The sequence below is a fragment of the Acinetobacter sp. genome (genome assembly GCF_045628685.1).
Classification (GTDB): domain Bacteria; phylum Pseudomonadota; class Gammaproteobacteria; order Pseudomonadales; family Moraxellaceae; genus Acinetobacter.
The window spans coordinates 62,503-85,966 of record NZ_JAZQPV010000127.1 but is presented as its reverse complement, the minus strand read 5'-3'; the positions used below and the strand labels follow the sequence as shown (position 1 = coordinate 85,966).

Here is a 23,464-nt window from a genome sequence, read left to right as displayed (position 1 = left end):
TATATAAATCATCCGAAGAAAATTAATTAAAAATCACTCAGCCAACACTTTATTTAACTTCACCAAACAGTCTGAAGTAATATCTTGAATCGTTCTAGCACCGGTTAAAGTCATCGCCACACGCATTTCTTTCTCAATCAGCTCAAGTAAGTTACTTACACCTGCTCCACCTGCTGCCCCTAAAGCATAAATAAAGGCACGGCCGAGCATGCAGGTATCTGCTCCCAAAGCCAGCATACGTACCACGTCTAAACCATTACGGATACCGGAATCGGCCAGAATTTTAATCTCGCCTTTGACTGCATCGGCAATCGGCGGTAAAGCGCGGGCACTGGATAAAACGCCGTCCAGCTGACGTCCACCATGATTCGACACCACAATACCATCTGCCCCAAAACGTACTGCATCCTTGGCATCTTCAGGGTCCAGAATACCCTTGATGACCATGGGTCCATCCCAGTATTCCCGAATCCATTCCAGATCTTTCCATGAAATAGACGGATCGAAATTATTGCCTAACCAGCCAATATAATCTTCAAGTCCAGTCGGCTTACCCAAGTATTTTGAAATATTGCCCAAGTCATGCGGACGGCCATGCAATCCCACATCCCATGCCCATTGCGGATGCAATACCGATTGCAAATAACGGCGCATGGCGGCATTGGCGCCACTCATGCCGGAATGGGCATCGCGGTAGCGCGCACCTGGAACAGGCATATCCACAGTAAAAATTAAAGTTGAACAACCTGCCGCTTTGGCACGCTCCAAGGCATTTTTCATAAAACCGCGGTCACGTAGCACATAAAGCTGAAACCACATTGGGCGCTGAATGGCCGGTGCCACTTCTTCAATCGGACACACTGAAACTGTCGATAAAGTAAAAGGAATGCCTTTTTTATCTGCCGCGACTGCCGCCTGCACTTCACCGCGACGCGCGTACATCCCTGTCAATCCGACCGGCGATAAAGCCACAGGCATCGACAAGGTTTCATCAAACAATCTGGTTTCCAGCCTTAAAGACGACATATCGTTCAGAACACGCTGTCTTAAGGCAATTTTGGATAAGTCTTCTACATTACGCTTGAGCGTATATTCCGCATATGCTCCCCCATCAATATAATGAAACAAAAAGGGCGGCAAGCGACGTCTAGCGGCTTCGCGGTAATCATTAGCAGAAGAAATAATCATGGTTAAATCCTATTTAATCGACTCGCACGCTGACGACGGGCATCTTCCTCATCAATCGAGCGCACTTGTTGAATAACAAACTCAATATGTCCACACACTGCCTGTCTGGCAGCTTCTGGATCTCGACGTTCAATCGCATCTATCACTTGTTGATGCTGTAAATGCAACTGATCAAAACGATGCGGTTCGGAATACACTTTTCGGCGCCCCAGAACTACGTTGAATTGCAACAAATCAAATAAGCCACGCATCATCTGGATCAGCACCAAATTATGCGAGGCTTCAGCAATGGCAAGATGAAATCTGGCATCGGCCTGTGCTGCCTGATCATCATCACCGATGGCTTGAAAATGGCTAATCTGGGCATAGCAATCACGAATATTTTGCAGGTCTTCAGGGGTGGCACGCTCTGCGGCATACCACGCTGTCCCACCTTCCAGAATAGTTCGTGCTTCCTGCACATCAAAACGGTAAGCAGGATCTTGATCAATCAAATCACTTAAAGGCTGCACGATTTGATGTTGCGACCAATTGGTCGGCAATTGCTGCAAAAAAGTACCTGCTCCCACTTTACTCAGTAACATTCCTCGACTGGTCAGTTGCTGAATGGCTTCGCGTAAAGAGGAACGAGATACGCCCAGTTGTCCACATAATTTCCGTTCAGCAGGCAAACGATCTCCAACTTTCATATTGTTTTGCTCAATCAATATGCGCAGGCTTTGTACGACTTTGTCGGAGACTTTCATTTGCTGACCTCAATTGCGTGTTATGGAATCATCCACGGGAACACATAAGCTTGTAAGGTAATAATAATACCCATCATGATGGTAAAGACGATACTGTGTTTAACGGTAAAACGGAACAGATCAGATTCTTTACCTACAAGTCCTACCGCAGCACAGGCAATTGCAATGGATTGCGGCGAAATCATTTTTCCGGTGACCCCGCCACTGGTATTGGCGGCAACCAACAGCACTTCCGGCACCCCAATCTGTTGAGCAGTGGTGGCTTGCAGCGCTGCAAACAATGCATTGGCTGAAGTATCGGAACCGGTTAAAAATACCCCGATCCAGCCCAAGAATGGCGAGAAGAAAGTAAAGGCTTTGCCGCTATGTGCCAGCGCCAATGCCAATGTTGCCGACATGCCTGAATAATTAGCAATGAACGCAAAGGCCAACACCATACCAATGGAATAAATCGGGGTTTTTAATTCATTGAGAGTTTCACCAAAAGTCACAACCGCTTCTTTTGGCTTCATTTTTAGGAAAATGATGGTAATGATAGCGGCAATAAAAATGGCTGTCCCTGTGGCAGAGAGCCAGTCAAATTTAAAAATAGCATCGTAGTCTTTAACTTGTGAAACCACCGGCGGCATTTTCTGCACCAGTTGATGCAAATACGGCACCTTGATTGAAAACACCCAGTCATGCAATGCACCGTCTTTGGTGAACAAATCCTTAAAGGGCTTGATACTCCAAATAGTCACCATCACGGTCAAAATCATGAATGGAGACCAAGCTTTTGCAATCTGTGCCAGTGTGTATTTTTTTTGCTTATCGGCTTGTAAGCTCTCATCTACATTGCCGTCTTCATTGCTAAAACGGAAGATGTGTTTAGGTTTCCAGAATTTAAGTAAAATCGTCAAGGTCACTAAAGATGCAATGGCTGCAGTAATATCCGGCAGTTCTGGACCAACAAAATTAGAGGTTAAATATTGTGCAATTGCAAAAGAGCCACCACCCACAATCACGGCAGGCCAGGTTTCTTTAATACCACGCCAGCCATCCATAATGCCCATGATCCAGAACAAGACGATCGGCACCATGAACGGTAACTGACGACCCACCATCTGGCTAATTTCCATGGTATCCACACCAGACACCTGCCCTGCGACAATAATGGGAATCCCCATTGCACCAAAGGCAACGGGTGCGGTATTTACAATTAAACATAAGCCTGCTGCATATAATGGTTTAAAGCCCAAGCCAACCAGCAATGCAGCAGTAATGGCAACCGGTGCACCAAAACCTGCCGCCCCCTCAAGAAAGGTACCGAAAGCAAATCCCACCAGCAGCATTTGCAAACGCTGGTCTTCAGTAATCGATAAAATCGAAGAACGGATAATATTAAATTGTCCGGTTTTTACTGAAATTTTATATAAAAACACTGCCCCAATAATAATCCAGGCAATCGGCCACAAACCATAGAAAAAACCATAAATCATGGAGGCAAAAGCGACTGCAACAGGCATCTGATAAGCAAAAAGAGAAACCAGCAGTGCTAAAATAACTGTAATGGTTCCCGCCACACTACCTTTTAAGCGGAAAATCGCCAATGCGAGGAAGAAAAAGATAATTGGAATAAGGGCAATTGCACTGGAAATCCAGATATTCCCCATAGGATCGTAAATCTGTTGCCAAGATTGAAGCATTGTCATCTCCTTGAAATGCTCACGGCGCTATTAGAATTGGTCTGATTATTTAAAAAATTAAATTAATATTGGTATGACCAATAACAAATAAAACAAAAAAATAATTCACATTTAAGCAAATATACTAGTTTTTGTTTAATTAAAGATCAATAGCGGTCTGAATAAAATAATATTGGTCAGACCAATAAATACAGGAATTTAAATCAGAGACTGTTTTTTAAAATGCGCTAAACATGATTCAACAGAAACTTTAGCTTTGTTTTTATTTAATTTTTTTAAATTATATTTTGACCTCTATATATGTATGCAACTTTAGTCTAATCCCCCTAACTTACTGTTCCATATTATATATTTAACCCTCAAAACAACCTGCTCCATCTCTTGATCAAGATTTTCAACGGGGCATACATTAATTCATTTCATTCATCAAAAAATTGGTCTGAATTTTTTTATTGCTTAGAAAGTGCTTGCAATTGAGTAAAGAAAATCTGACTTTACTCAATTCTTCTTAGCTTTATGTCCTATCAAGATTATAATGGATTATTAGGCTCAAACCCTTTACTTCACACATTTATAATTTAAATTATTTAATGAAATTCATTTTCTTTATTGCTTCATCCCCCTGTTGATGATTTTTCACTAGACTTTTAGCTCAAAAACTACAGATATTTTTTTGATTGTCTATTTTTACGAAAAAATTTTTACCTAAAAGTGCTACAATTGAAGCAACTATAGATTCTCCTCGGCTACCAATTATCGTGGTGCCTATTTTATATCGTTAGGACTTACAATGACTGACAATGCAACTATCTTGCAGAATGTACCAGTAGGCAAAAAAGTCGGGATTGCCTTCTCTGGTGGCCTTGATACCTCAGCTGCTTTATTGTGGATGAAACAAAAAGGTGCTGAACCTTATGCTTATACAGCAAACTTAGGCCAGCCAGATGAAGAAGACTACGATGCGATTCCTAAGAAAGCTGAAGCTTATGGCGCAGTAAAAGCTCGTTTAGTTGACTGCCGTTTACAGCTTGCACTTGAAGGTATTGCTGCTATTCAATGTGGTGCGTTCCACATTAGCACTGGCGGTGTTCCTTATTTCAATACGACTCCATTGGGTCGTGCAGTAACAGGTACGATGCTTGTTACCGCCATGAAAGAAGACGACGTAAACATCTGGGGTGACGGTTCAACTTATAAAGGTAACGACATTGAACGTTTTTACCGTTATGGTTTACTCACCAATCCAAACCTTAAAATCTATAAACCTTGGTTAGACCAAACGTTTATTGATGAATTGGGTGGCCGTGCCGAAATGTCGCAATTCTTAATCGACAACGGCTTTGACTATAAAATGTCAAAAGAGAAAGCTTACTCAACTGATTCAAACATGTTGGGTGCGACTCATGAAGCGAAAGATCTTGAATACCTGAATGCCGGTATCAAAATCGTAGATCCAATCATGGGCGTTGCCTTTTGGAAAGACGAAGTTGAGGTTAAACCTGAACTGGTATCCGTGACTTTCGAAGAAGGTACACCCGTTGCATTGAACGGCCAACGTTTTGACAATCCAGTTGAATTGATTCTTGAAGCCAACCGTATCGGCGGTCGTCATGGTCTAGGGATGTCGGATCAAATCGAAAACCGTATCATCGAAGCGAAATCTCGTGGCATCTATGAAGCACCAGGTATGGCGCTTCTTCATATCACTTACGAACGCCTTGTAACCGGTATTCATAACGAAGATACCATCGAACAGTACCGTATTAACGGTTTACGTTTAGGCCGTCTACTTTATCAAGGTCGCTGGTTTGATTCTCAAGCGCTGATGCTTCGTGAAACTGCTCAACGTTGGGTGGCTAAAGCAGTGACGGGTACAGTAACTTTAGAACTTCGTCGTGGTAATGACTTCACCATCATGAACACTGAATCTGAAAACCTCACTTATGAAGCTGAGCGTTTGACGATGGAGAAAGGTGATTCTATGTTTACGCCTATGGACCGTATTGGTCAGTTAACCATGCGTAACCTGGACATTACTGATACCCGTGCGAAACTGAGCATCTATACCAATGCAGGTCTCCTTGCTGTGGGTACAGGTTCTGCAGTGCCTCAATTAAAAGACAAAAACAAATAAGTTTGTTGAATGTCAAAAAACCGCCTAAATGGCGGTTTTTTTTATAATTGTAGTTTGAGTTTTTAAGCAATATTTTCCGCACGAATAGATTGATAATAAATTTGGTTTCGTCCAAGCTTTTTAGCTCGATACAAGGCTTGATCGGCAATCTTGAGTAATGCTTCTATACTGAGCTCATTTTCTCCACGATACACCGTAATTCCCAAACTAATCGTAATATAGCTCGACACCAATGATTGGGCATGGGGAATTTCCAAACGCTCTATGGCTTTAAAAATATTCGATGCAACCGCATAGGCACCATGGGCATCCGTTTCTGGCAATAACACCACAAACTCTTCGCCGCCATAGCGCGCGACAAAATCCATATGCCGAATGGCATTTTTAATGGATTTAGCAATGGAAAAAATGACATCATCGCCCTTTTGATGCCCATAAAAATCGTTATAGTTTTTAAAGAAATCTACATCAATAAACAAAATGGATAAAGAGCTATGATCCAGGCGAGTCTGCTGATAAAAAACTTCCATCATTCCATCAAAAGTACGCCGATTTGAAATTTTTGTCAGTTCATCATGCTGACTCAAATGCAATAATTCCGAATTATGGATACGGTGAATTTTTTCACTAATTCTGGCCCGCATTGAATACAGATAAATCATCCGTTCACGTGCAAAAATCATATGACTAATCACATAACCTAATATAGAGCTTCCAGCAAGGATACGTCCCAGTACCATCGCATCAAACTTAACATGCAATCCTAAAAATAGCACAATTGTGAATATTGCTGCCGCCATGCCTGTCAGCAACATGTGTAATGGTTTTACTCCGGTCAGAATATAACCAAGAATATAAATAATACATAATATAGCCATAGCCTGATGCTGTAGCACCACCGTTTCAACGGTTATGTTTAACCACGACATGGTAACAATGGCCCAAAAATTGATTCCCATCGCAGCATAGGCAAAATAGGGACGCATTTTAGCGGAATGAGCAAACAAGTATAAAATCAGCAAACATACGCCACCGTTGATTGTTCCCAACATGCATTGCACAAAATCATGAACGAGATATTGCTGGTCGATAATCCAGTAGTCACTTGGAATCATGACCACCATAAAAATAAAATAGCTTAAAACACCACTCCAGAAGTATTTTTCAATATGTTTACGCGCACGCTCTAAATTTTTAGACCAAAATTCCTGTTCTAATTTTTTTGGAAAAACTTGTCCTACACGGCGACTTTGCTGCGTAATGAGTTCTTCCACTTTTTCTTTATCATACTGTAATTTAGCTAGATTATACTTGTATTCCATTCGCAAGCATTTGGTAATTCTTTTTAGTTAGTTAAAAATAGCACAATTTTATGATTAATATTTAAATATATATCACCATTTGTCCTTAATTCTCGTTACCCTTTTCACACTTTATGGATTATCATTTGTTTTATTTCCTCGATTGAAATGGCCTTGAATACAATCACTCTCCTCCAGCCAGATGATTGGCATGCTCACCTTCGTGATGGTCTTGCTTTAAAACGTACAGTTCCCGATTTAGCCAGACAGTTTGCACGCGCAATCTGTATGCCAAATACTGTTCCTCCTGTAAAAACAGTGGAAGAAGCGATTGCTTATCGTGAACGTATTTTGGCACATGTACCTGAAAGTATCTCTTTTGATCCACGCATGGTGCTTTACTTTACGGACTACACTCAACCGAGCGAAGTTAAAAAAATTAAAGAATCTGAACATGTCAATGCCATCAAGCTTTATCCTGCTGGTGCAACGACAAATTCAGACAATGGTGTCAGTGATATTCGTAAAGTCTATGCTGTGATCGAGCAACTTGAAGAGCATCAAGTGCCTTTATTGTTACATGGTGAAGTGACGCATAACCATGTCGATATTTTTGATCGTGAAAAACGCTTCTTGGATGAAGTGCTTTCTCCACTTTTAAAACAGTTCCCTAAGCTTAAACTGGTGCTTGAACATATCACGACCAGTGAAGCTGCACATTTTGTATTAGAACAAGACCGCAATGTAGCTGCTACAATCACACCTCAGCATTTATTGTTTAACCGCAATGATATGTTGGTGGGTGGGGTAAAACCGCATTTCTATTGTTTGCCGATTTTAAAACGTCAAACCCATCAGCAAACTTTGCTTGAAGTGGCGACCAGCTCGAATCCTAAATTTTTCTTGGGTACAGACAGTGCGCCGCATTCAAAAAATGCCAAAGAAAATGCATGTGGCTGTGCTGGTTGTTATAGTGCGCCTACCGCAATTGAATTATATGCTCAAGCTTTTGACCAAGTCGGTAAAATTGACCGCCTGGAAGGTTTTGCCAGCCACTTCGGTGCTGACTTCTATGGTCTTCCGCGTAATACCAACACCATTACCTTGGTTAAAGAAGAGCAAGTTATTCCGACAAGTTTAGACTACTTGGATGGTGAAACAATTATCCCCCTATATGCGGGTAATACCATCCAATGGAGAAAAGTGTGACAGATGAAACTCAACCCATAATTGGTCAGCGTTTCCGTGGATTTCTACCTGTTGTTGTCGATGTCGAGACAGCAGGTTTTAACTCACAGACCGATGCCTTATTGGAAATTGCAGCAATCCCCATCATTTATAATGAAGAAGGTCAGTTTGTGCCAGGTGAAGCTCATCATGCGCATATTAATCCTTTTGAAGGAGCCAATTTAGACCGTCGTTCACTCGATTTTATTGGGGTTGACCCATTTAATCCAATGCGCATGGCCATGGCTGAAGATGAAAAAAGTGCCTTAAAACGTATTTTTAAATCTGTAAATGAAGTTCGTCGCCAGCAGAATTGTACCCATGCTGTTTTGGTCGGTCATAATGCACATTTTGATTTAGGTTTTTTACAAGCAGCAATTGCGCGTACTGGAACTAAAAATCAAAATCCATTCCACAGTTTTTCTGTGTTCGATACCGTGACTTTAAGTGCAGTCATGTTTGGTCAAACTGTACTGGCAAAATCGTGTATTCACGCTGGAATTGAGTTCGATGGCAAGGAAGCACACTCTGCTTTATACGACACTCAAAAGACTGCTGAACTGTTTTGCTATATTTTAAACAAACTCGCACCTCATCTACTTGACACTCTGGTGGCGGATCAATAAGATACCGCCATCTTCTAAACGTCCCTATCGTCTAGAGGCCTAGGACATCGCCCTTTCACGGCGGTAACCGGGGTTCGAATCCCCGTAGGGACGCCATCTATTATTTTTCTGCTGTTTCATTTAATGTCTTAAACGCATTTCTATTGTTTAGATTTCGCTATATTTCTGAACCCCCTATCAATCCTATTGATTGCCTTAATTTCTATTAAAACATCTATTGAAAATGATTCTTATTTCCATTTCTTAGTTTATATTAGTTAATGATCATCACCATCTTTTCCATTTTTATAAACATTAAGTGTTCGATTTAACGACTCTTCTCTCAGCTTCGTTGCCTTAACTATGCTAATGACCTTTCGCAAAACGTAATCTTAGAACAAATTAATTACTCTATTCCTCTCCTCCGCCCTGTGATGCAGGTAGAAAAAACAGTTGAAGTTGGAACCACTGTCTATACAAAAGAAGATTTAGACAAATCCCCAAATAGCTCAAAGAATATTAACGACTTCCTAAAGGTCAATCTAAATGTGCAGTTTGATCAAGGCTATCGAAGTGGAAAACAGCAAGGTGAATTATCCCCTGCTGAAATCAGTATTAATGGCAGCCTGCATTATGAGAACAAATTTTTAATTAATGGATTAAGCATCAATAATACTATTAATCCAGATGGAGGCTCTAACAACAACGCCAATATGGATCTGATGGGCAGTTCTCAAACTGTAGCAGTAAATACTGACTTAATTTGCAATTTAACTGTTTTGGATAGCAATATTGGCGCTGAATATGGTGAGTCTGGGGTGTAGTCAGTGCCGATACCATATTCGCCCCTAAAACTGTCCTTGGCAAGATTCATAGCTCTCTGAGTTATGACTATACTTCCGATCACTGGTCTAGAATTAATTATATAAATACAACCGAACAAGATAAATTTGAAAATTCAACCCGTAAAGATTATCAGCGTTACTTTAATAAACAAGGCATAAGGGCAACTGCTGCATATGGCAATTTAACTAAAAGCTTAGGTTTAAATGTCTTTGGTTCATATCGCCGTTCCGACCTCCCATTACAAACAGAATTGCTTGAACCCCCTAAATTTGATCAAAAACGAGAATCAAGCAATGCCGGTTTTGAAGCTTTCTATACACCTAACGAGCAAACCAGTCTGAAATTTAGTACCCAGTTTTTTGAATCGGAAGGATTATATTTCCAATCCAATTCATTCAACTCAGATTCCAATCACACTTCCGACAGCCAAAATTTCTACCTTAATCTTAAAAACCAACTGAACTATGTCGACATTGAACAACATTTAAATTATCAGACCCAAACTGCGGCACGTGATAGTAAACAAGATGCCTATACCTGGACAAAATCTACTACAAAAAACTGATCAGAAAAAAGTGCTCAAAATGAAGGTGCTTTTGGCAGCACGGAACAGTAAGAACAAAAACTAGAATATTCTGTCAAGGCACACTTTGAGCCTATACAGACCAACAATTTTAACCATACTTTTAAAATAGACGCGGGTTATGGTCATTATGATGCATATCGGACCAGACCCGTTAATACATACTGGTATACAGAATTTTCAAATTTAAAGAGTAATAACGGCACGGCACCGGAGGGTACTCATTATGATGCCTGTGATAAAGGTCTAACCACATTCAGCAATTATCCAGGGCAATTCCTAAAAAATCGTTTTTCCTACCGTAAAGGTACTATTGATTTTCAACAAGACCGACCGTTGGCATGCTTTGTTAGAAAATAAAATCCAGTAGGGTAAATTCACTACAGCTACTTTGGGTTTTAGAACAGACTACGACAGTTTAACCAAGAACAATAATATCGCACCGCGAACAGCTTTTATATTTAAACCATGGGGCAATGATCACATAATCATGACAACAGGATGGAATCGTTATTATGGATTAAATGCTTTTTTTAATGAGCTTCAAGATCGCAAGGATCTTTACAAAACAAAGAAATACGAAATAATGCCGATGAAGCATCGATTTATGATAATTCTGGACGCTCAGAATCAAATATCTATACTTTCACGATCAAGAATATCAACCCCTATTGAACTTAAAAATACTTTACAGTATTTGTGCTTAGCTACAGATTACACGGATACCACCCGTAACTTTACAGATTACACCACGAGCTATAACGGAACATCTGAAGTCTATTATGCTGGGAAACTGATGAATGCGAGAGATTTCAGTATCCAATTACAATACCCCATGTACAGCACGCCTAGGATGGGATATCCAATTCAGTAACACACCATTACGAATCAGTAATTTCTTGAGTTATCGGGCAAAAATGGATGCGATGAAGCGGAAAACATTAGGCTATACAGATCACAATGGTCATCAATATGACCTATTTACGCCTGTTGAAACAAAAAATGTATTGAATTGGGATATTCGGACCACTTACCCTATTTTACTTTCTAAAAATCTGGATTCCATCTTAGGTCTAACTATTAACAATGTGACAAACCGACATAATAGCTATGTAAATCATGATGGAACTCTCAACTCTGAAATCAGCCGCCAATTCATACCCGATATCACTTTTAAGTTCTAATTTTAAAAGTTTAACTCCTGGGCACTTCGGTGCTCTTTTTTTATGTCCGTTTACATGCTAACGTGAGTATCTTCCACCCAATACTATCTCCATGATGTTGAAAAAAGTTTTTATTGTTTTCATGATTCTGCTGCCTTCTGCTGTCTATTTATATCTTGTCAACAAAGATGTAGAACCTGCCAAAGAATCTTCCTCTCCAGCACCACAACAAGCACTTGCGCAACAATCACAAAAATATCAGACACCCGATCACTAAAGGATGGTTTAAGTGATTCTTTTGATTCATCTAGTTTTCTTATTAAACCTAGGAATGAATCAGAAAAAAACGATTTATATGAATATTCACGTACTCAACAATTAAAATAATTCTTTCAACTCTTTTTCTAGATTATGCAATCTCCTATTCAACCTTCGCAGCACTCAGCTGCCGAGGGACAAACCAGTTCGTTAAAAAGAGCCATGACCAAGCGTCATCTCATTATGCTCTCCCTCGGTGGTGCAATCGGTACCGGTTTATTTCTGGGTTCTGGTGAAGTCATTTCACAAGCTGGACCACTGGGTGCAGTCATTGCCTATATTATTGGCGGTTTAATTGCGTACCTGGTGATGCTTTGCTTAGGTGAGCTTGCAGTTCACTTACCTGTATCTGGCTCATTCGGTGCATTTGCCTCCAATTATATTGGACCCGGTACAGGCTATATGGTGTCATGGATGTACTGGCTTGGCTGGTCAGCAACCTTAGGTACGGAATTTACTGCCGCTGCATTACTGATGCAGGAATGGTTTCCAAGCACCTCAATCTGGATCTGGACGCTGATTTTCGCCAGTGGTGTACTGCTATCTAACTTGAGTTCTACCCGAACGTTTGCCGAATCTGAATTTTGGCTTTCCATGATTAAAGTGGCGACTGTTCTGGTTTTCATTGTTTTAGGATTTGGCGCTATTTTTGGTCTTATTCCTTTTCAAGGATATGAATCTGCCCCACTGTTTGCAAATTTAACTGAACAGGGCTGGTTACCCAATGGCATCTTCCCTATTTTTGCCACCATGCTGATTGTCAATTTTGCCTTTAATGGGACGGAAATGATTGGGATTGCGGCGGGTGAAACTCAAAATCCTGAGAAGAATGTACCCAAAGCCATTCATGCGGCTGTCTGGCGCCTGATCATTTTTTTTGTGGGAACCATTATCGTGATTAGCTCTCTGCTTCCTTATCAGGATGCAGGTTTAAATGCAGGTCACGGTTTAAGTAGCAGCCCATTTGTATCGGTTTTCAACCTGATGGGCATTCCTTATGCAGTTGATATCATTCGCTTTGTCATTATTACCGCATTACTCTCCACTGCAAACTCCGGGCTATATGCTGCTTCCCGCATGATGTGGGCTTTGGCTGCACAAAACCAGCTGCCTCGCGTATTTGCCAAAGTCAGTAAATCAGGAATTCCTGTGTTGGCGGTATTGGTAACCATGATTGGTGGTTTACCGGGCTTGCTTTCCGAACAATTCGGTGCAGATGTCATCTTTAAAAACTTGTTGGGTGTGGCTGCATTTACCATGGTGATTGTCTGGATGAGTATTTGCTGGAGCCAGTTTAATTTCCGTCGTCAATGGCTCAAACAAGGTCATAATGTTGCGGAACTTAAATTTCGTACACCCTGGTTTCCGCTGGTACCCATTCTGGGTTTTGTTTGCTGTACAGCAACAGGTTTAAGTATGGCTGCTGACCCTGAAATGATTTCTGGTTTTATTGGTTGCCTACTGTTTATGGCAGGCTGCTATGCCAGCTATTATTGGTTATATCACAATAGAAATTAGTTAATGAGTGTCCTATAAAAAAGCGCAGTTTAAAACTGCGCTTTTTTATAGAGATTTGTCATTTTTTATGCAATCAATTCAATATTTTAAAAATAATGCAATTACAGGTTTGACAGTCCCCTTAAAAATCCATAATATACGCATCACCTCCTAACGACCCTATCGTCTAGAGGCCTAGGACATCGCCCTTTCACGGCGGTAACCGGGGTTCGAATCCCCGTAGGGTCGCCATATATCGTGCTATACGATCATTCAAGCTTCAATACATATCATTATTACATTGCAGATTTGTAGTTTTTCACTACAATAGCTCGCTTCATTTCTTTTTTTGTTTTTCTCTTATGCAGTCATCTCATACTCCGAATGATGCTTCGCATCAGGGCAATTCTGCGCCTTTAAAACGCGCTATGAGTACTCGACACCTGGTCATGATTTCGCTTGGTGGCGCAATCGGAACAGGCTTGTTTTTAGGTTCGGGTGAAGTCATTGCACAAACGGGGCCTGTAGGTGCCATCATCTCCTATGTATTAGGCGGTTTAATTGCCTATGCAGTCATGCTTTGCCTGGGCGAGCTTGCGGTACATATGCCCGAATCAGGTTCTTTTGGTACCTATGCACATAAATTCATTGGTCCGGGCACGGGTTATATGATTACCTGGTTGTATTGGCTAACCTGGACAGCCACTTTGGGAACTGAATTTACTGCTGCAGCATTGCTGATGCAGGAATGGTTTCCTCAAATTTCGGTCTGGATCTGGACCATTGGTTTTGCAGCCATTGTTTTTGGACTCAACATGAGTTCAACCAAATTATTTGCAGAATCTGAATTTTGGCTGTCATTCGTCAAAGTAATTACGGTGATCAGCTTTATTATTTTAGGTCTATTGGCAATCTTTGGGATACTTTCATTCCAAGGTTACTCATCTGCGCCTTTATTTAGCAACCTGACCGCTCAAGGATGGTTCCCTCAAGGCCTGTTTCCTATTTTTGCAACCATGCTAATTGTGAACTTTGCCTTCTCGGGTACTGAACTGATTGGTGTTGCTGCCGGTGAGACCAAAGACCCTGCTAAGAATGTTCCTAAAGCAATCAATGCAGCAATCTGGCGATTGTTAATCTTCTTTGTCGGTACCATTGTCGTGATTAGTGCGCTGTTGCCACATCAGCTGGCAGGCTTGGGTGCTGAAGGTGTAAGTAGCAGCCCATTCGTAACTGTATTTACCTATATTGGTATTCCACATGCAGAAGATATTATTCGCTTTGTAATTATTACGGCGCTGTTATCTGCAGCCAACTCGGGTTTATATGCCGCTTCACGTATGATGTGGTCTTTATCTGATAAAAAACAACTCCCTGCTGTGTTCTCTAAAGTGAATCATCGCGGTATTCCATTTATTGCGATCATGGTCACCATGCTAGGTGCATTACCGGGTTTATTGTCAGAACAATTTGCACCTGAAACCATCTTTAAAAATTTGCTGGGTGTGGCTGCATTTACCATGGTTGTGGTGTGGATGAGCATTTGCTTAAGCCAGTTCAATTTCCGTCGTCAGTGGTATAAAGCGGGTCACACTGCAAAAGAATTGGGCTTTGCTGCCCCGTTGTTTCCAATCGTGCCGATCTTAGGTTTTGTATTCTGTTTTATTACCTGTATCAGTATGGCAACCGACCCTGAAATGCTACCGGGCTTTATTGGTTGCTTAATCTTTATTGCAGCGTGTTATCTCAGTTACTATGTTTTCTATCGAAAGCAAAACTGACACATAAAAGGAGTGGTCAAGTACCGCTCCTTTTTTTAAGCTCAATAAAGACAATAACTGCTATAAAAAGTCTGACCCGGTATGAAAATCATTTTTATTCACGGCATGAATCAGCAAGCCTATGATGCAAATTCATTAAGACAACATTGGTTAAATGCCTTTCAGGCAGGTTTAAAACATTCACCTCTTGAAATTGAGCTAAGCTCACTGGATATCCAGTTACCCTTTTATGGGGACTTGCTCAGCAAGCATAAATTATATAACAATCTGGATTTACAGACTTTATTACCGAAATCTATTGCGCATTTACATCTGCCCTTCCATTTAAGGCATAACAGTACCATCGCTCCAGAACATCATCCCTGTATCAGCGTATTACCGAGTTTCAATCCGGCATATGCCAAGTCCCTGACCCGGCATTTAGCCCTTATTAGCGCATTAACCCGAGATCATGCCTTTAAAGAGCTAGTTCTGTTTCTCAACCATTATCCCAAGCTACATGAAACGTTAATTCATAAATTCTTAATTGAAACTTATTTATACTTATCCAACCCGGATTTTATGCAGGAAGTTCATCAGCGGATCATATCTTATCTTCATCCCGAGCTAGATCATATTATTGTGGCGCACTCTCTCGGTTCGGTTATTACTTATAACCTGCTACATCAATATCCCCATTTTCAAATTCAGCGCTTTATCACTTTAGGCTCCCCTTTAGCCTTTAAAGTCATTCAGGAAAAACTTGTCACCCCTATTTCCAGACCACCTCAACTTTATGGCGATTGGTTCAATTTTTATTCACCTGATGATTTTTTAACTGCCTTTCCTTTGTGTAAAACTCCATTCAATCTCACCCCTCCAATTATTAATCAAGCAATTACAACCTCTCTTGATAATCCTCACAGTATTACCGGCTATTTACAGCATCCTGCTGTCATCCAAAGCATACTGGAAGCCTTAAAATGAAAAAATAGCGAATTTCACAGTATATTTCACCCATTTGTTTTATTTTTATGCACTTGATTTGCTTTTTAAAGATTATCGCTGAAAAAGGTTTGACAGGTTTTAATATCCACCCTATTATACGCCCACCTCTGAAACGTCCCCATCGTCTAGAGGCCTAGGACATCGCCCTTTCACGGCGGTAACCGGGGTTCGAATCCCCGTGGGGACGCCAATTCATATAGATGACCCTATCGTCTAGAGGCCTAGGACATCGCCCTTTCACGGCGGTAACCGGGGTTCGAATCCCCGTAGGGTCGCCATATTCGAGATTGAAAAATCTCACAAAAAAGCCTGAGCATCATGACTCAGGCTTTTTTGTTTTTAAATATTCTTAAATCTGAAATCACTTCCCCTTTTATACTTTCGAGATCGTAAAACCTTCATTATTTTTCTCTCAACATTTTTTTAAAAAGAGCAAACTGTCTAGAACACCCTCTAAAAAAAGCAGACCCGCCTTTCTATACGTATGAGAGAAAGGTAGGTCTGCTTTGGTCTTCGTAGTTTATAAGGGGTTGCAGCTTAAGCACTACGACGTGAATTAATCTGGCCTTTAATTATTGCAGTGATATTGCCTTTGGCATATTTAAAGAAAACTTTTAGTGGTGACAGTTTCGGATTGGGACGTTTGCCTTGCGCGACCGCTTTAAACTGTGCGGCGTACCAGATAATTTCCATGATCGCCATTTTATCGACCATAGGAATACCGGTTTTTATTTTATCTATCGCGTAACGTACATCCTGTCCTTCAATCAAACGATCAGTTAAATCGGTTTCCACCGCCAACGGACGTGCGATTCCGATAAATTCACATGCACCACTGTCCAGTGCAGCATTCATCCCTGCAACCGTACGAAAACCTCCTGTCACCATCAGATGGCATTTGACTTGTTTACGAATGTTCTCGGCAAAATCGAGGAAATACGCTTCACGCGCAATGGTGCTGACTTTACGTTTATCTGCTTTCGCTCCAGCCATTGCCGGGGCTTCATAAGTTCCGCCTGAAATTTCAATCAAGTCAATTCCAGCTTCATCAATTGCTTTAAATACTGCAATAACTTCATCTTCTGTAATTCCGCCACGCTGAAAATCTGCCGAGTTCAGTTTCACGGAAATGATAAATTGTTCCGACGTCGCCGTACGAACTGCCTTATAAGTTTCCAGCAAGAAACGCATGCGGTTTTCAATCGAGCCACCCCATTGATCCTGACGTTTATTGGTCAAGGGCGATAAAAACTGGCTGATCAGATAACCATGCGCACCATGCAGCTGCACGCCTTCGAAACCGGCTTTTTCACAGATTTTCGCTGAAGTTGCAAAACGTTGAATAATGTCGAGAATTTCATCTTCACGTAATTCACGCGGTGTACCAAACGTGGTGGCAAGCACTGGACTAAAAGGAACCGCCGATGGTGCAACAGTTTCCTTGTTTAAGCCCTTAGGACACTGACGACCTGGATGAGATAATTGAATCAGTTGCACCATGCCATGTTGTTTACCAATCTCTGCCCATTGCTGTAGCTTGGCCAAATCGCGTTCCGACTCAATCACCACCACGCCCGGTTCATTTTTGGCACGAAAATCCACCATCACATTGCCGGTAATCGCGCAGCCCAAGCCACCTTTGGCCCAGGCTTCATAAAGATTAAAGTGTAGCTGGCTTGGCTGACCTGCATCATTTGCCAAGGCCTCACTCATCGCGGCTTTGATAATTCTATTTTTAAAGGTGATATTTCGAATGGAAATGGCTTCAGCAAGATGGCTCATATTTCAATCCTGGTTTATTTGTATTTATTTAGAGTTAATACCCTAACCTTATTCTGTAATCCGTCAATGGCTATTCTGACAATATGACTTGTCAGTAATTTTAAACATACTGACTTGCTTCAATCAGTTGCCGGGTATATTCAGTTTGTGGATTTAAAAATAATTGTTCCGTGCTCTGGAATTCCATGACTTGAGCACGACGTAACACCAGCACTTTCTGACATAGGGCTTTCACCACCTGCAAGTCATGGCTGATAAATACATAGCTGATCTGATGTTCCTGTTGTAAGCGTCTGAGCAATTTCACAATCGCCCGCTGGGTGGTACGATCCAGTGCCGAGGTCGGTTCATCCAGAATAAGCAATTTAGGCCGTAATACCAATGCACGTGCCAATGCAACACGCTGACGTTGCCCACCGGAAAGTTCATGCGGATAACGCGTTCGAAAAGAAACCGGCAATTCGACTTTTTCCAAGGCTTCATCGATCCGCTGTGATATTTCCGCGGTAGCCAGTTTTTTTAAGCCTAAGCCTTCACCAATGGTTTGCTCGACATTCAGCCGTGGATTTAAACTGCTAAACGGATCTTGGAATACAATCTGAAATTCGGCACGTAAAGGCCGTAACTGCTTTTCATTGCATTGGTTTAAATCTGTGCCAAGCAGAACGATTTTACCGTCACTTTTAATCAAGCGGGTAATGGCTAAAGCCAGCGAACTTTTGCCCGAACCGCTTTCACCGACAATGCCGATCGATTCCCCTTGTGCCAACGCTAAGTCTAAGGGTTCAACCGCTATAAAGTAGTCTTTGACCCGATTTAACAAACCTTGCTTAATGGGAAACTTCACCGCGACATTGTGTAAAGCCAATATATTGGGACTGTCTGCAATTTGAATCGCTTCACCAAAATCATGATTCAGTAAATCCCGGGTATAGGCTTGTTTCGGGTTTTTAAAAATTTCTGTAACGCTACCCTGTTCTTCAACCATACCTTTATTCATTACAATCACCTGATCGGCATAGCGATGCACCAGATTTAAATCATGGCTGATTAGAATCATGGCCATATTTCGGCTTTGTTGTAATGATTTAAGCAGATGTAAGATTTGTGCCTGCAAAGTCACATCCAAAGCGGTGGTTGGCTCATCGGCAATCAGAATATCCGGATCTAAAGCCAAGGCCATGGCAATCATCACCCGTTGACGCTGCCCACCGGAAAGCTCATGCGGATAACGGCGCAATTTCTCTTCAGGCTCACTAATCCCGACGTCATTCAGCAATTCAATAATGCGCGCCTGAGTCTTTTGCTTTGACCAGCCTTGCAACAATAAAGTTTCACCGATAATTTTCTCGACCCGATGCAACGGATTTAAAGCCATCATCGGCTCCTGAAAAATCATGGCAATTTTATGGCCACGGATTTGTCTGAGCTGTTCAGTTTTGAATGTCAGTAAATCTTGCTGCCCAAACCAAGCCTGCCCTTTTATTTTTAAGCTACTCGGTAATAAGCCAAGTAAAGCCAAACTACTAATCGATTTACCTGAACCACTTTCACCGACAATGGCAACGGTTTCACCTGCATGCAACTGAAAATTCAGGTCATCTAACAAAACCTGCTGTTCGTGCTGAATATTTAAATGTTCTACGCTTAATACCGCTTGTGGATTATTGGCGTCTTGGATCGAATGCATCACGTGTCGCCTCCCCGATATAAATCAATAAAGATAGGACAATTGCCAAAGTGAAGAAGCCCGAAAGCGCTAACCAAGGTGCATTCAGATTTGATTTGCCTTGTAATAATAATTCACCCAATGATGCAGCATCTGGCGGCAAGCCGTAACCTAAAAAGTCCAGAGCTGTCAGGGCAGTAATATTGGCCGTTAGCATAAAAGGCAACTGCGACAAACTGGAACTCATGGCGTTGGGCAAGATATGACGCAGCATAATGGTTCGGTCTTCCACACCCAGACTGCGTGCAGCACGGACATAATCCAGATTGCGTGCCTTTAAAAATTCAGCACGAACCAAACCTACCAAAGTGGTCCAACCGAACAGCAGCATAATCAAAAATAACCAGTACACATTCGGGGTAAACATACTAACCAGGATCATCACCATGAATAACATGGGCAGACCACCCCACACTTCCAGAATGCGCTGACCCAGCAGATCAACCCATCCACCGTAGTAGCCCTGAATCGCCCCGACAGCGATTCCAAGAATGGCCGAAGCTATAGTCAAAGCAAAACCAAACAGCAGCGATACGCGCAAACCATAAAGGATACGCGCCAGCACATCACGCCCTTGGTCATCGGTACCCAACCAGTTTTGTGAAGTAGGTGCAGACGGTACAGGAACTGCAAGTTCCAGATTAGGCGTTTGATAGGAATATTTGATCACTGGCCAAACGGCCCAGCCTTTATCGTTGATGAGTTGCTGTACCACAGGATCTTTATAATCGGCTTCGGTTTCAAATACCCCGCCAAAAGCCGTTTCCGGGTAAGCTTTAAAAACTGGTACATAGAGTGAATGATCGTATTTCACCAAAAGCGGTTTATCGTTGGCAATCAATTCGGCTGCAAGTGATAAAATAAAAATGAAGGCAAAAATGATCAGACAACCAAAGCCGAGTTTATTTTCCTTAAAACGTTTCAGGCGTGTCTGCATTAAAGGTGACATTATTCAGCACCTCGCGAATCAAAATTAATACGCGGGTCAATCACCTGATACAACACATCACTGATTAAACGCAGAATCAAACCCATTAAGGTAAACAGGAACAATGTACCAAAAATCACGGGATAATCACGCTGTTGAATGGCTTCAAAACCAAGCAATCCCAAACCATCCAGATTAAAAATGATTTCAATAAACAGGTTACCCACAAAGAAAATTCCAATCAAGGCTTCAGGCAAACCCGCAATCACAATCAGCATTGCATTACGAAAGACATGACCATATAACACCCGCAATTCAGTTAAACCTTTAGAACGTGCCGCCAGCACATACTGCTTACTCAACTCTTCCATAAACGAATATTTGGTTAAATAGGTGAGGCTGGCAAAACCGCCAATCACCATTGCAAGCAAAGGCAAGGTCATATGCCAGAAATAATCTTTAATTTTTCCTAACATGCTTAGTTCACTAAAGTTTTCTGAAACCAGTCCCTGTAGCGGAAACCACTGAAAATATGAACCGCCAGCAAAGAACACAATCAGCAAAACTGCAAAGACAAAAGACGGTACGGCATAACCGATCGCTAATAGCATGGAGGTGGATTTATCAAATAGCATGCCATGTTGCCGGGCTTTTTTAATGCCTAAAGGAATAGAGACCAGATAAATCAGCAAAGTGCTCCATAGTCCTAATGACAAGGACACCGGTATTTTCTCCCAAAGCAATTGGGTCACAGGCTTATCTTTAAAAAAACTGGTGCCAAAATCGAAAGTCACATAACTTTTCAGCATCATCCAGAAACGTTCAGGTGCAGGCTGATCAAAACCATATTGTGCTTTGATCTTCTCGACCATTTCTTCGCTTAAGCCTTTTGCACCCTGATAATTGCTTTTAGCTGACGCGGTTTCACCTCCCGTGGCACCCATGCCCTGAAAAGCTTCCGCCTGTTGAATAGCTTGCTCGACAGGACCCCCGGGTGCGATTTGAATCACCACAAAGTTAATCAATAAAATGAAAAACAGTGTCGGAATAATCAGCAGCAGTCTTTTTAGTATATATATGCCCATCGAAACGACATTCCTTGTGCCTGTGCTCTTGCTTATTGTTGACCTAAATAATGGGTGACTTTTTTGGCTTTTCCGGCATCACTCCACCAATAGTCAATTCCTGTTGAAAGCTTGGGTTTAACCCTGGGTTGATGATACATGTTCCAGTAGGCAAACCAGTTTTCCCCTTTACCATAGGTCGGAATTTGATAATAGCCGGCACGCAATAAACGATCCAGCACCTTGGTTCTGATGACCAATTGCTCACGATCGGGTGCACGAATGATCTGCTGAATCACATCATCAATCACGGGGTTTTTGATGCCGGCATAATTATAATTTCCCGGCTGATCAGCCGATGCACTGCCCCAGAATTGTGCCTGTTCATTGCCCGGGTTTAAAGACTGCGGCATAACATTGGTGGTCATGTCAAAGTCTTTGCTACGCATACGCTCAATGTACTGCGGCACATCGACATGACGAATGGCAACATCTACCCCCAGACGTTTCATATTGCGGACAAACGGCATCAGGGTACGTTGTAAACCATCTTGATGAATTAAAAATTCAATCCGAATCGGCTTACCTTGGGTATCGAGCAAACGGCCATTGTTAAAGGTATAGCCTGCTTTGATGAGTAATTGACGTGCAATCAGCAGATTATTACGATTAAAACCACTGGTATTAGAAACTGGATATTTCCAGGCTTTCAGGACACCTTGACGTTGAATCGGATTAAGTTTGGCTAAATATGGTTTTAAAACTGCCAGTTCTGCAGGACTTGGAACACTTTTGGCTTCCAATTCACTATTGGCAAAATAACTTTGTAATCGTTGATATTGACCATAGAACAGCGCCTTGTTTTGCCATTCAAAATCATAGGCATAGGTGATAGCCTGGCGAAACTTGATGTCTTGAAAAGGCGTACGACGGGTATTGAAAACAAAACTTTGGGTCGGAATCGGATTTTTGTGCTGAAACTTGTATTTCACCACCATTCCGGTTTTTACCGCAGGAAAATGATATTCAGTGACCCATTTACGCGCGGTAAACTCTTCATGCAGGGTATATTGCCCGGACTTAAAGCCTTCAAAAGCAATATCCAGACTGCGGTAATACACATACTTCAAACGGTCAAAGTTATAACGCCCTTTATTGACCGGTAAATCCTTACCCCAATAGTTCGGGTTACGTTTATAAGTAATACTGCGACCGGCATCAATGCGATCAATCAGATACGGTCCTGAACCTAAAATCGGTTGCATGGTGACCCGGGTAAAATCTTTGTTTTTCCAATCCTGTTTCGAATAAATCGGCATTTGCGACAGGATCAGCGGCATTTCAGCATTATTGTCAGACTTAAAACTCATCTTTACTACATATCTGGACAACACTTCGGTTTTATCTAAATCGGCCAGATACATCTGCAGACCCGGATTAGACTTGGTCTGATAAGTGTCAAAACTGAATTTTACATCTTCGGCAGTCACTGCACTGCCGTCACTAAAGCGTGCTTTGGGATTTAAATGGAAAATGACATATTGGGTTTGATCCGGATCAAAGGTCACTTTTTCTGCCAGCAAGGGATACATTACCCCCGGCTCATCCAGTGAACTCGACATCAACGAATCAAACAGATGCTCAGCACCCTCAGTTGAGCTACCTTTACCATTCATACTATTCAGATTGTCAAATGTGCCGTTGCTGGCAGTACTTAAATAACCACCTTTTGGTGCATTGGCATTGGCATAAGGCATGACGGCTAAGCCAGCATATTTCGGCTGGCTATGCAGCGCAATATACGGTGTGGTCTGCACGGCGGCACATAGCGCTTGTGTCAAGAGACTCATCCCGTAGGCAAAACTCAAGCATTTTGCGATAGCAAATGACATCTACACTG

General features: G+C 41.8%; 19 protein-coding genes and 4 tRNA genes. 14 read left to right on the top strand and 9 right to left on the bottom strand.

What is annotated here, in order from left to right:
• Window positions 1-33 precede the first annotated feature (33 nt).
• Genes lldD through lldP form a run of 3 tightly spaced genes read right to left on the bottom strand, consistent with a single transcriptional unit; the run spans window position 34 to window position 3,625 of the window.
• A complete protein-coding gene (gene lldD / locus ACKI4H_RS16610; protein ID WP_407307682.1) occupies window positions 34-1,188 on the bottom strand; it encodes an FMN-dependent L-lactate dehydrogenase LldD in 1,155 nt (384 codons plus the stop codon).
• A 2-nt stretch (window positions 1,189-1,190) separates the two neighbouring features.
• Complete coding sequence (gene lldR / locus ACKI4H_RS16605; protein ID WP_407307679.1) at window positions 1,191-1,934, bottom strand: transcriptional regulator LldR; 744 nt, start codon at window positions 1,932-1,934, stop codon at window positions 1,191-1,193.
• A gap of 20 nt (window positions 1,935-1,954) precedes the next feature.
• Complete coding sequence (lldP, locus tag ACKI4H_RS16600; protein ID WP_407307677.1) at window positions 1,955-3,625, bottom strand: L-lactate permease; 1,671 nt, start codon at window positions 3,623-3,625, stop codon at window positions 1,955-1,957.
• 784 nt (window positions 3,626-4,409) lie between these two features.
• Here lldP and argG point away from each other — a divergent pair.
• Window positions 4,410-5,753: an argininosuccinate synthase gene (argG, locus tag ACKI4H_RS16595; RefSeq protein ID WP_407307675.1), complete on the top strand. Its 1,344-nt coding sequence runs from the start codon at window positions 4,410-4,412 to the stop codon at window positions 5,751-5,753.
• A 62-nt stretch (window positions 5,754-5,815) separates the two neighbouring features.
• On the opposite strand, the gene ACKI4H_RS16590 is transcribed toward argG, so the two are convergent.
• Window positions 5,816-7,075: a GGDEF domain-containing protein gene (locus ACKI4H_RS16590; protein ID WP_407307673.1), complete on the bottom strand. Its 1,260-nt coding sequence runs from the start codon at window positions 7,073-7,075 to the stop codon at window positions 5,816-5,818.
• A 153-nt stretch (window positions 7,076-7,228) separates the two neighbouring features.
• Between ACKI4H_RS16590 and pyrC the strand changes: the two genes are divergently transcribed.
• The 13 genes from pyrC to ACKI4H_RS16525 all read left to right on the top strand — a co-directional run bounded on the left by pyrC (window position 7,229) and on the right by ACKI4H_RS16525 (window position 16,339).
• Entirely contained in the window at window positions 7,229-8,263 is a 1,035-nt protein-coding gene (gene pyrC / locus ACKI4H_RS16585) for a dihydroorotase (protein ID WP_407307671.1), read from the top strand.
• Window positions 8,248-8,907 carry a ribonuclease T gene (rnt, locus tag ACKI4H_RS16580; RefSeq protein WP_407307669.1) on the top strand — a complete coding sequence of 220 codons (660 nt, stop codon included), beginning with the start codon at window positions 8,248-8,250 and terminating at the stop codon, window positions 8,905-8,907. Before pyrC ends, rnt begins: the two co-directional genes overlap by 16 nt.
• A 20-nt stretch (window positions 8,908-8,927) precedes the next feature.
• Window positions 8,928-9,003: transfer RNA gene (locus tag ACKI4H_RS16575), tRNA-Glu, on the top strand.
• Between the two features lie 317 nt (window positions 9,004-9,320).
• On the top strand, window positions 9,321-9,710 hold the full coding sequence (locus ACKI4H_RS16570) for a TonB-dependent receptor plug domain-containing protein (RefSeq protein WP_407307667.1): 390 nt from the start codon (window positions 9,321-9,323) through the stop codon (window positions 9,708-9,710).
• A 272-nt stretch (window positions 9,711-9,982) separates the two neighbouring features.
• Entirely contained in the window at window positions 9,983-10,297 is a 315-nt protein-coding gene (locus tag ACKI4H_RS16565; protein ID WP_407307665.1) for a hypothetical protein, read from the top strand.
• Window positions 10,298-10,805: 508 nt separating this feature from the next.
• Window positions 10,806-11,189: a hypothetical protein gene (locus tag ACKI4H_RS16560; RefSeq protein WP_407307663.1), complete on the top strand. Its 384-nt coding sequence runs from the start codon at window positions 10,806-10,808 to the stop codon at window positions 11,187-11,189.
• 401 nt (window positions 11,190-11,590) lie between these two features.
• Window positions 11,591-11,755 (top strand): hypothetical protein, encoded by a 165-nt coding sequence (locus ACKI4H_RS16555; RefSeq protein ID WP_407307661.1) that lies wholly within the window; start codon window positions 11,591-11,593, stop codon window positions 11,753-11,755.
• A 134-nt stretch (window positions 11,756-11,889) separates the two neighbouring features.
• Complete coding sequence (locus tag ACKI4H_RS16550) at window positions 11,890-13,314, top strand: amino acid permease (protein ID WP_407307659.1); 1,425 nt, start codon at window positions 11,890-11,892, stop codon at window positions 13,312-13,314.
• 155 nt (window positions 13,315-13,469) lie between these two features.
• Window positions 13,470-13,545, top strand: a tRNA-Glu gene (locus tag ACKI4H_RS16545).
• A 110-nt stretch (window positions 13,546-13,655) separates the two neighbouring features.
• Window positions 13,656-15,074 carry an amino acid permease gene (locus ACKI4H_RS16540; protein ID WP_407307657.1) on the top strand — a complete coding sequence of 473 codons (1,419 nt, stop codon included), beginning with the start codon at window positions 13,656-13,658 and terminating at the stop codon, window positions 15,072-15,074.
• Window positions 15,075-15,155: 81 nt separating this feature from the next.
• Window positions 15,156-16,040, top strand: coding sequence for a hypothetical protein (locus tag ACKI4H_RS16535; RefSeq protein ID WP_407307654.1), 885 nt, complete (start codon window positions 15,156-15,158; stop codon window positions 16,038-16,040).
• 135 nt (window positions 16,041-16,175) lie between these two features.
• Window positions 16,176-16,251: transfer RNA gene (locus ACKI4H_RS16530), tRNA-Glu, on the top strand.
• Window positions 16,252-16,263: 12 nt separating this feature from the next.
• Window positions 16,264-16,339 (top strand) — tRNA-Glu (locus tag ACKI4H_RS16525).
• A 259-nt stretch (window positions 16,340-16,598) separates the two neighbouring features.
• On the opposite strand, the gene ACKI4H_RS16520 is transcribed toward ACKI4H_RS16525, so the two are convergent.
• The 5 genes from ACKI4H_RS16520 to ACKI4H_RS16500 all read right to left on the bottom strand — a co-directional run bounded on the left by ACKI4H_RS16520 (window position 16,599) and on the right by ACKI4H_RS16500 (window position 23,456).
• Window positions 16,599-17,843, bottom strand: coding sequence for an NADH:flavin oxidoreductase/NADH oxidase family protein (locus tag ACKI4H_RS16520; protein ID WP_407307652.1), 1,245 nt, complete (start codon window positions 17,841-17,843; stop codon window positions 16,599-16,601).
• A 100-nt stretch (window positions 17,844-17,943) separates the two neighbouring features.
• Complete coding sequence (locus ACKI4H_RS16515) at window positions 17,944-19,533, bottom strand: ABC transporter ATP-binding protein (protein ID WP_407307702.1); 1,590 nt, start codon at window positions 19,531-19,533, stop codon at window positions 17,944-17,946.
• The gene (locus ACKI4H_RS16510) at window positions 19,508-20,521 is read right to left on the bottom strand and encodes an ABC transporter permease (protein WP_407307650.1); all 1,014 of its coding nucleotides are present in this window, start codon (window positions 20,519-20,521) and stop codon (window positions 19,508-19,510) included. The genes ACKI4H_RS16515 and ACKI4H_RS16510 overlap by 26 nt, the downstream gene beginning before the upstream one ends.
• The gene (locus ACKI4H_RS16505; protein ID WP_407307648.1) at window positions 20,521-21,585 is read right to left on the bottom strand and encodes a microcin C ABC transporter permease YejB; all 1,065 of its coding nucleotides are present in this window, start codon (window positions 21,583-21,585) and stop codon (window positions 20,521-20,523) included. Before ACKI4H_RS16505 ends, ACKI4H_RS16510 begins: the two co-directional genes overlap by 1 nt.
• Window positions 21,586-21,617: 32 nt before the next feature.
• A complete protein-coding gene (locus ACKI4H_RS16500; protein ID WP_407307645.1) occupies window positions 21,618-23,456 on the bottom strand; it encodes an extracellular solute-binding protein in 1,839 nt (612 codons plus the stop codon).
• Window positions 23,457-23,464 lie beyond the last annotated feature (8 nt).

Excerpts from the sequence above, each read along its gene's own strand:
- lldD (WP_407307682.1), bottom strand. The coding sequence starts at position 1,188 with ATGATTATTTCTTCTGCTAATGATTACCGCGAAGCCGCTAGACGTCGC.
- lldR (WP_407307679.1), bottom strand. The coding sequence starts at position 1,934 with ATGAAAGTCTCCGACAAAGTCGTACAAAGCCTGCGCATATTGATTGAG.
- lldP (WP_407307677.1), bottom strand. The coding sequence starts at position 3,625 with ATGACAATGCTTCAATCTTGGCAACAGATTTACGATCCTATGGGGAAT.
- argG (WP_407307675.1), top strand. The coding sequence starts at position 4,410 with ATGACTGACAATGCAACTATCTTGCAGAATGTACCAGTAGGCAAAAAA.
- ACKI4H_RS16590 (WP_407307673.1), bottom strand. The coding sequence starts at position 7,075 with ATGGAATACAAGTATAATCTAGCTAAATTACAGTATGATAAAGAAAAA.
- rnt (WP_407307669.1), top strand. The coding sequence starts at position 8,248 with ATGGAGAAAAGTGTGACAGATGAAACTCAACCCATAATTGGTCAGCGT.
- ACKI4H_RS16570 (WP_407307667.1), top strand. The coding sequence starts at position 9,321 with ATGCAGGTAGAAAAAACAGTTGAAGTTGGAACCACTGTCTATACAAAA.
- ACKI4H_RS16560 (WP_407307663.1), top strand. The coding sequence starts at position 10,806 with ATGACAACAGGATGGAATCGTTATTATGGATTAAATGCTTTTTTTAAT.
- ACKI4H_RS16555 (WP_407307661.1), top strand. The coding sequence starts at position 11,591 with ATGATGTTGAAAAAAGTTTTTATTGTTTTCATGATTCTGCTGCCTTCT.
- ACKI4H_RS16550 (WP_407307659.1), top strand. The coding sequence starts at position 11,890 with ATGCAATCTCCTATTCAACCTTCGCAGCACTCAGCTGCCGAGGGACAA.
- ACKI4H_RS16540 (WP_407307657.1), top strand. The coding sequence starts at position 13,656 with ATGCAGTCATCTCATACTCCGAATGATGCTTCGCATCAGGGCAATTCT.
- ACKI4H_RS16535 (WP_407307654.1), top strand. The coding sequence starts at position 15,156 with ATGAAAATCATTTTTATTCACGGCATGAATCAGCAAGCCTATGATGCA.
- ACKI4H_RS16520 (WP_407307652.1), bottom strand. The coding sequence starts at position 17,843 with ATGAGCCATCTTGCTGAAGCCATTTCCATTCGAAATATCACCTTTAAA.
- ACKI4H_RS16515 (WP_407307702.1), bottom strand. The coding sequence starts at position 19,533 with ATGCATTCGATCCAAGACGCCAATAATCCACAAGCGGTATTAAGCGTA.
- ACKI4H_RS16510 (WP_407307650.1), bottom strand. The coding sequence starts at position 20,521 with ATGTCACCTTTAATGCAGACACGCCTGAAACGTTTTAAGGAAAATAAA.
- ACKI4H_RS16505 (WP_407307648.1), bottom strand. The coding sequence starts at position 21,585 with ATGGGCATATATATACTAAAAAGACTGCTGCTGATTATTCCGACACTG.
- ACKI4H_RS16500 (WP_407307645.1), bottom strand. The coding sequence starts at position 23,456 with ATGTCATTTGCTATCGCAAAATGCTTGAGTTTTGCCTACGGGATGAGT.